The sequence below is a fragment of the Aquamicrobium aerolatum DSM 21857 genome, assembly GCF_900113935.1.
In the GTDB taxonomy this organism is placed as follows: Bacteria; Pseudomonadota; Alphaproteobacteria; order Rhizobiales; family Rhizobiaceae; genus Aerobium; species Aerobium aerolatum.
The window spans coordinates 148,988-155,463 of sequence record NZ_FORF01000010.1 but is presented as its reverse complement, the minus strand read 5'-3'; the positions used below and the strand labels follow the sequence as shown (position 1 = coordinate 155,463).

10 protein-coding genes and 1 pseudogene are annotated in these 6,476 nt (G+C 57.7%); 7 read left to right on the top strand and 4 right to left on the bottom strand.

Translation table 11 applies throughout. The features are described from left to right. Positions 1 to 259 (bottom strand): transposase (locus tag BMZ42_RS10260; protein ID WP_139207903.1); only part of this gene is annotated, 259 nt, incomplete at its 3' end. 152 nt (positions 260 to 411) lie between these two features. Between BMZ42_RS10260 and BMZ42_RS10255 the strand changes: the two genes are divergently transcribed. Then, positions 412 to 882: a hypothetical protein gene (locus tag BMZ42_RS10255; RefSeq protein ID WP_091521843.1), complete on the top strand. Its 471-nt coding sequence runs from the start codon at positions 412 to 414 to the stop codon at positions 880 to 882. Positions 883 to 920: 38 nt separating this feature from the next. On the opposite strand, the gene BMZ42_RS10250 is transcribed toward BMZ42_RS10255, so the two are convergent. Continuing rightward, positions 921 to 1,517, bottom strand: coding sequence for a DUF4145 domain-containing protein (locus BMZ42_RS10250; protein ID WP_175556690.1), 597 nt, complete (start codon positions 1,515 to 1,517; stop codon positions 921 to 923). 143 nt (positions 1,518 to 1,660) lie between these two features. On the opposite strand from BMZ42_RS10250, the gene BMZ42_RS10245 reads away from it, so the two are divergent. From BMZ42_RS10245 to BMZ42_RS10220, 6 genes and pseudogenes are all read left to right on the top strand, one after another. After that, positions 1,661 to 1,879: a hypothetical protein gene (locus BMZ42_RS10245; RefSeq protein WP_091521839.1), complete on the top strand. Its 219-nt coding sequence runs from the start codon at positions 1,661 to 1,663 to the stop codon at positions 1,877 to 1,879. Positions 1,880 to 1,883: 4 nt separating this feature from the next. After that, on the top strand, positions 1,884 to 2,252 hold the full coding sequence (locus tag BMZ42_RS10240; protein WP_091521836.1) for a hypothetical protein: 369 nt from the start codon (positions 1,884 to 1,886) through the stop codon (positions 2,250 to 2,252). Then, positions 2,249 to 2,527, top strand: coding sequence for a hypothetical protein (locus BMZ42_RS10235; RefSeq protein WP_091521833.1), 279 nt, complete (start codon positions 2,249 to 2,251; stop codon positions 2,525 to 2,527). The genes BMZ42_RS10240 and BMZ42_RS10235 overlap by 4 nt, the downstream gene beginning before the upstream one ends. After that, positions 2,524 to 2,802 carry a hypothetical protein gene (locus BMZ42_RS10230; RefSeq protein ID WP_091521831.1) on the top strand — a complete coding sequence of 93 codons (279 nt, stop codon included), beginning with the start codon at positions 2,524 to 2,526 and terminating at the stop codon, positions 2,800 to 2,802. Before BMZ42_RS10235 ends, BMZ42_RS10230 begins: the two co-directional genes overlap by 4 nt. Continuing rightward, positions 2,802 to 2,999, top strand: a pseudogene (locus BMZ42_RS18475) (helix-turn-helix domain-containing protein); the annotation flags it as partial. The gene BMZ42_RS10230 and the pseudogene BMZ42_RS18475, both read left to right, overlap by 1 nt. A gap of 23 nt (positions 3,000 to 3,022) precedes the next feature. Next, a complete protein-coding gene (locus tag BMZ42_RS10220) occupies positions 3,023 to 4,189 on the top strand; it encodes a tyrosine-type recombinase/integrase (RefSeq protein ID WP_091521826.1) in 1,167 nt (388 codons plus the stop codon). 189 nt (positions 4,190 to 4,378) lie between these two features. On the opposite strand, the gene BMZ42_RS10215 is transcribed toward BMZ42_RS10220, so the two are convergent. After that, complete coding sequence (locus tag BMZ42_RS10215; protein WP_091521824.1) at positions 4,379 to 5,599, bottom strand: GGDEF domain-containing protein; 1,221 nt, start codon at positions 5,597 to 5,599, stop codon at positions 4,379 to 4,381. 162 nt (positions 5,600 to 5,761) lie between these two features. Continuing rightward, entirely contained in the window at positions 5,762 to 6,307 is a 546-nt protein-coding gene (locus BMZ42_RS10210) for a MerR family transcriptional regulator (RefSeq protein ID WP_091521821.1), read from the bottom strand. Between the last annotated feature and the right edge of the window lie 169 nt (positions 6,308 to 6,476).

The following is a 6,476-nucleotide window of genomic DNA, read 5'->3' as shown; positions in this document are numbered from 1 at the left end:
CATCACTGGTCGCAGCACGAGCAGTATCGCCCGCCAGTCGGCGCTTGCCGGCTTCCATGAACTCTTTCGACCAAGTGTAATAAAGGCTCTGCGCGATGCCTTCCTTGCGGCACAGTTCGGCAATGCTGTCTTCGCCGCGCAGACCATCGAGAACGATCCGGATCTTGTCTTCAGCTGAAAAGTGCCGTCGGGTCGCCCGGCGAATGTCCTTCACCACCTGCTCGGCAGGCTTTTTGGTGCTCGGGGATTTAGCAGTCATCTTGGTTCCTTCGTCAGACGACGAGACCAAAACACTCCTTAAAGCTCAACCCTGAATCTGTGCCATGGGCGCTGACGGGGAACACTTGGAAGCACGCGAAGAGCCAGGCGACAGGCTGCTGATCGCGATGATCGATGACTGGGTGGCCGACAATGTCTGACTTTACCCGCAAATGGCTTCCGAGCGAATGGCTCGACGAGACTATCCCCGCACCGCAGGAATCACCCGACGCATTCATCCGCGCGATCGACGGGGGACGGTTCGTGCTCATGCCAGTTGGCAACGATGACGGTGAAGATTTCTATCGCACCGAGATCATCGAAGGCCAGATCGTCGAGTTTTCAGCCGGCGATGACTACGGCAGCATTCGCGTTACGGTCGCCGAGGATCGCAGCTTTACTCTTTCCAGTCTCAACCCAGAAGGCGCAACCCTTTTTTGGATCCCCGGCGAGCCAGACACAATAGCAGGAAGCATCGAAGGCGTCATTAATGACGCACAGGCACCCCTCGAGCCGGGGGAATACACACTCGGAGCATACAGCTGGAAGCACAGCGCCAGCTTCAGGTTCGAAGTTCCTCACGAAAGTGCCCCGCGCCTGGTTCTTTGCGCAGGAGTGAACTGATGGTTCGATCCGTCCCTAAGCCGCAAACTTACAGGCGCTTACGTGCTTCGGCCTTGCTGTTTTGCGATCTTTGCAGGCAAGGAAAACGTGACGTCCATGAGCGTGCGGAGGAACTCGACAAATTCCGCCGCATTATCGCGCTCACCCGTCCCTTCGTGAACCGCCTCATTACCGTCGAGCCTCAACTTGTGCGCCCAATCTGCAATTGGGGTCGTGATGACCGCCCGCGCCTGCAGAAGATTGATTCGCTGGTGCAGCGTTCCCTCGGAAGCACCCAGTTTACGCATCACGACATCAAGAACTGTCCGGCACACGCCTATGATGATCGACGGCGACATATTGCTCATCAGCATGGTCTGCGCATCGCGAAACTGGCGGCGGATTTCAGCCGGCCAATGCGGATCGTCATCGGCCTCCGGTTGAGGCGGATACATGCCCAAAACCGTCACCAGGGACGCACCGCCCTTAAGAGGAGTGGTCTGATCCAGGCATTCAATGATGCTGTCGAGATGATCAGGCCGTGTGCTGAACACGATCATGGACGGCTTGTAGCAACGGATACATTGCGAGATCGCCGCCGCATCGACCTCAGGTTCCGCACTCGCGCGCGACGGCGATCCCGGCGTGCGTCCCACGGGCATGATTCCACCTTGCCGGCCTTTGCCGGCTTCCGGATCTATCGCCGAAAAGCCGAAAGCATGCCTGAACTGGAACTCTCCCAGTTCCTTGCACCACCCACATCTTGCCGTCACCGTAAACATGCGAGGCCCCCTGCGCCATGACAAATCCCACCCACATTGTGAATCGTGTCGACGCCACGATCAAGAGATGCGGTTCCGATTTGTCGGGACTGGAGCAGGAACTACGTCATCTTGCCGACAGGTTCGGCAATGAGGCGCTGATCAGCGCTTTGGCCCAGTGCGCCGCCATCGCCTATCTGCGCCTCAATAGCCAGCAACCATCCGACCAGTGGTCCTTTTTAACGGGATTGAACTGAACCGATGTCAACGAATCCGTCTTTCAACCACGTCTCCGACCTTTCCAAGGCAGCGATCGACATTCTGAACGAACGCGCCCGCCAGATGAACGAGGAAAGCTGGACACCCGCCCACGACGATCAGCATGCCGACTTCAGCCTCTCGCGAGCGGCGATAGCCTATGCAGCCTGCGCCGCCGCGGGGCCGATTGATCGCACCATCATAGACGCCTATGGCGCAGCTGGTCTCACCGCTTTCCTTAAGGCTCTCTGGCCGATCGGCTGGAGCACGCAATGGTTCAAACCCACTTCGCGCCGTCGCGACCTGATCAAAGCAGCAGCGCTGCTGATGGCGGAGATCGAGCGCCTGGACAGACTGGAGCCGCAGCCATGAGCGCGATCTGCTGCAACAACTGCGACTCTCCCATGCCCGACACTGGTCACCGTGCTTGCGCGGACTGCCGGGCCACGTGGCGGCAATATGGTCGTAAGCCCGGCGGCCCTGCCGAGCAAAAAGAAGCTCTGATCGAGCTTGTTGCAGCCGCCAAGGATGTGACGCGCATGCTCGAGGCCGTGCGCTATAGCTCGGGCCTCGGCCAAGGGCAGATTACCCGCCTCATGAATGCGCAAGCTGTCATCGCCAGGGCCGAAGGAGTGCTGCACTCATGAGCATCACGCGCCACGGCGAGCGGCTGCAGGTCTGTTGCGACACCTGCCCCGCGAGCTACCCAAACAAATACCTCGCCGAGGATTTCGGCGTGATGATCGCCGACGCCAGGACTGCCGGCTGGATCATCCGCAAGGCTGTGCCGAAGCGTTCGGACAATGACACGACCGATCTCTTTGGCGCAGCGCCACGTGTAGCCGGCAGAGCTGTCGACGAGCCTTATACCCACACCTGCCCGAGCTGCATCTCGCCGAATCGTGAGGGAGGATTGTTCTGATGAGCGATTCTGCCTGTGAACATCGTGGAAAACTGCCCCAGCCCCTCTTGACGCCGGAAGACGCGGCGCGGGTACTCGGCATCAGCGAAGACACTTTGCGTCAGATGCGAAAGAGCGGCGAGCTTCCATACGTCAATATCGGTCGCGGAAAAAAGCGTGAGACGCCCCGCTACGATGTCGATGACCTCATCGCCTGGAGAGCGAAGCGAAAGGTAACAGCATGTCCGTCTTCATCCGACCCGACACCAAAGACGGCGTCTACTCGTATGACTTCCGGATCCGTGGTCGCCGATTTTCGGGCAGCACTGGCCGAACGACGAAGCGCGAAGCAAAACAGGTAGAGGCTGCCGCCAAAGAAGCCGCGCTCGCGCTGATAGTATCAGAAGCCAGCCTCTCGGGCCCTGACATGACAGTCGAAGCAGCATTGGCGCGCTATTGGCAAGAAGTCGGAACCCATCACGTCAACGCAGACAACACGCTGCGCGCAATGGAATGGCTTCAAAATCATTTCGGCGCGACGACGATGCTTCACAGCATCGGCACCTCAGAGGTTGCTGTGATGGTTGCAAAGCGTCGCGGCGAATACGTCCCGTCGCAGCGTAAACCGGGAAAAAAATACAAGACAGCAGAGATCCGACGCCGCGTGTCGCCCGCGACGGTCAATCGGACAGCCACGCAGCCACTGCGTGAAGTTTTGCTTAGAGCAGCGAAGGTATGGAAGGTTCGTGCTCAGGAGATTGACTGGGGACAGCACCTGCTGGACGAAAGCCAGGAGCGGGTCCGCGAAGCAACGCCCGATGAAGAAGACGCCATCATGCAGCAGGTCGAGCGCGGCTATGATGTCGCGCTGGAATTTGCTTTCCAGACCGGTTGTCGACGAGCAGAAATTATTGCCCTGGTGTGGACGCAGGTAGACTTCTTCAACCGTCAATTCACGGTCATCGGCAAGGGCAACAAAGCCCGCACAATCCCGATGACCGAATCGACCTTCAAAATGCTATGGGCTGAACAGGGGCATCACCCCGAAAAGGTCTTTACCTATGTCGCAAAACGTGCCGTCAAGATGAAGGATGGCAGGCTGCTGTGCCGGGGTAAGCGCTACCCGCTAACCCTCGCTGGCTTCAAGTCGGGATCGAGACGGGCGATTGAGCGCTCCGGCGTGAAGAACTTTCGTCCGCACGATGCCCGGCACACAGCTGCCACGCGCGTGCTGCGCAAAAGCAATTTGCGCGTCGTGCAGAGCCTGCTGGGCCACGCCGACGTCAAGACTACCACGAAGTATGCCCACGCGATGGTCGACGACGTGCGCAACGCACTGGAAGCCGCGACTACCACGAAAACTACCACGGCGAGTGCACCTACGGCAGTCAACAGTTTGAAAAGATGAGATTTTCGGAACGCTGGGCACCATCCCCCCAGTCAAGTGCGCTACCGGGCTGCGCTACGCTCCGAACCGAGGAAAGCCCTACCGCCTCGGCTCGTGCTTCGCAAGTGGCAAATAGGGTAATTCACAAAAGGGACTGAAATTACTTCGCAAATCGGGCGGCACCGACCGAGCACGGGCGCAAGCAGCGGGTCAGGCCTTTGTCTGGTTCCGAAGCTCACGAATTTCCGCTGAGTTCGCTCCCCACACTTTGACCGTGTTTCGACCCGCTTTCTTGGCATCGTAGAGGGCCGTGTCTGCAGCCTGCAGCAGCATCTGGAAAGAGCTTTCCTGCATCAGCACCTCGGCCACGCCAAAGCTGGCAGTCACTGTGCCGCCAATCCCCTTTCCGCGATGATGAATACCCGCAGCTTCGATGTCGACACGCATCTGCTCTGCAAATTCTGCAGCGCGCTCCGCATAAATGCCCGGAAGAAGCACAAGCAATTCCTCCCCGCCAAATCGGAATGCCTTGCCACATGCCCCGACAGTCCCGCGAACGATCTGGCTCACAGCCATGATGCAAGCGTCGCCGGCAAGGTGCCCATGGCTATCGTTGTAGCTCTTGAACAGATTAATATCGATCATGATCGCTGACACCACCGTTGAGGTCGAGTCAGTCGTCCACAGTTCGCGCTCATATCTGGAAAGCGAGCGCCGGTTCAACAGCCCACTCATAACGTCCTGCTCGGACTGCACGCGCAGTTCTTCCTGAAGAAGCTCGCCCCTCAGGCGATGCAGGAAATTCATGCGATCCATATTCTCGTGAAAATAGGCCGAAAGAGCCAAGAACACGACAAGCGTAATGTAAAACGTTACGATTCCGCCATATCTGACCTCGTCGAAATTGCCATTGATATGGATGGTCGTCAGCTGAATGGCGGTCATGACACCCAGCCCCAAAATCACAGTGCGGAACCGCGGGCGCAGTACGATGACGAAAAATGCCAGCGTTCCTACACTCCCGGTCTGATAGATAAACAGATAGGGCCCACTGGCGAATATCAGCGTTACCATAGGCAGCGCAATTCCAAGTACGCCCACGCCGAAGGACAGCATGTCGTAGTTCCGCGCCGTCGGACGAAGCCGCATCACCAGAATCACCAGCAACGCAAAGGGCACGAAGACGCCCAGACGCAGAAACAACATGATGGGGGCGACATCGGGCACCATTGAAAAGTCGCCCGCCAGCGCCATGCAATACATCAAGGTGCCGACCAGCGCCCAGATCGTCACCATCCTGGCACGATTGAAGAGATAGTCTTCCAGGAACAAGCGTTCGATCGACCTGCTAAAACGGAGATTGCTCGCCCCGCGCGAAATCTCGTGGTCAACCTCGACGACCGTAATCGCCGACGGTTCTGAAGCTGCCATTCTGCCTCTCCCGGGCGCTGCTTGCCTGTACTTGAGTAAAGGGCTTTAGTTAACGCTTACATCCCAAAGACAATCAAAAATGCGAAGCAGTTTTGTGTCCGGAATTGCGTAAAAACAATGGGTTGGAGATTTTCCACGTTTCCAGGAAACGCGGAAAAAGCTCTAGCGGACCTGATCCAGCAATCTCTTGCATTCGAGAAGATCGAACAGCGCTTCCTGAAGAAGCGCGCGATTGTCACGAGACAGACGCCCCTCGCCTTCCTGAACAGGACCATCTTCGTCCGGGCGTCCAAGACCAAAAAAGCGTCGTGCAGGTTTGACCTTCGCCTGCCCTACCAGCATCTCATCATCCAGCTTGGGACGCGACGCAGCAACCTGCGCGGCATCCTCCACCTCTTGCAGCTTGCGTTGCGCCATGGCTTCAATAGCAGCCATGTCGCCGCTGCCGATGGATGCAAGAAATTGCGGTCCATTCTCCCGGAGAAGCTTCTGCACGCCCTTAATGGTGTAGCCATGATCGTAGAGCATGTGTCGGATGCCCTTGATAAGTTCGACATCCTGCGGGCGATAATAGCGTCGACCGCCACCACGCTTCATCGGCTTGATCTGAGTGAAACGCGTCTCCCAGAAGCGCAGGACGTGCTGGGGAAGATCCAGTTGTTCAGCTACTTCGCTGATAGTACGAAAAGCGTCGGGACTCTTGTCCATCTGACAGCCGCTCCTGAAGCGTAGCGTCACAATCGGGCAAAGCCCTGACTGACGAATCAATCATCATTCCAGCGATTTACGCGCTGTGATGCAAGCGAGAACAATAGACCGAGTGGCGCGATACCGAATATTCCGGGCGCGCAATGACCAGTCGCATCAAATCAGCGAC

Bases quoted from the DNA above. Each gene is read 5' to 3' on its own strand.
- BMZ42_RS10245 (WP_091521839.1), top strand. From the start codon at position 1,661: ATGACAAATCCCACCCACATTGTGAATCGTGTCGACGCCACGATCAAG.
- BMZ42_RS10215 (WP_091521824.1), bottom strand. From the start codon at position 5,599: ATGGCAGCTTCAGAACCGTCGGCGATTACGGTCGTCGAGGTTGACCAC.
- BMZ42_RS10255 (WP_091521843.1), top strand. From the start codon at position 412: ATGTCTGACTTTACCCGCAAATGGCTTCCGAGCGAATGGCTCGACGAG.
- BMZ42_RS10235 (WP_091521833.1), top strand. From the start codon at position 2,249: ATGAGCGCGATCTGCTGCAACAACTGCGACTCTCCCATGCCCGACACT.
- BMZ42_RS10210 (WP_091521821.1), bottom strand. From the start codon at position 6,307: ATGGACAAGAGTCCCGACGCTTTTCGTACTATCAGCGAAGTAGCTGAA.
- BMZ42_RS10240 (WP_091521836.1), top strand. From the start codon at position 1,884: ATGTCAACGAATCCGTCTTTCAACCACGTCTCCGACCTTTCCAAGGCA.
- BMZ42_RS10220 (WP_091521826.1), top strand. From the start codon at position 3,023: ATGTCCGTCTTCATCCGACCCGACACCAAAGACGGCGTCTACTCGTAT.
- BMZ42_RS10230 (WP_091521831.1), top strand. From the start codon at position 2,524: ATGAGCATCACGCGCCACGGCGAGCGGCTGCAGGTCTGTTGCGACACC.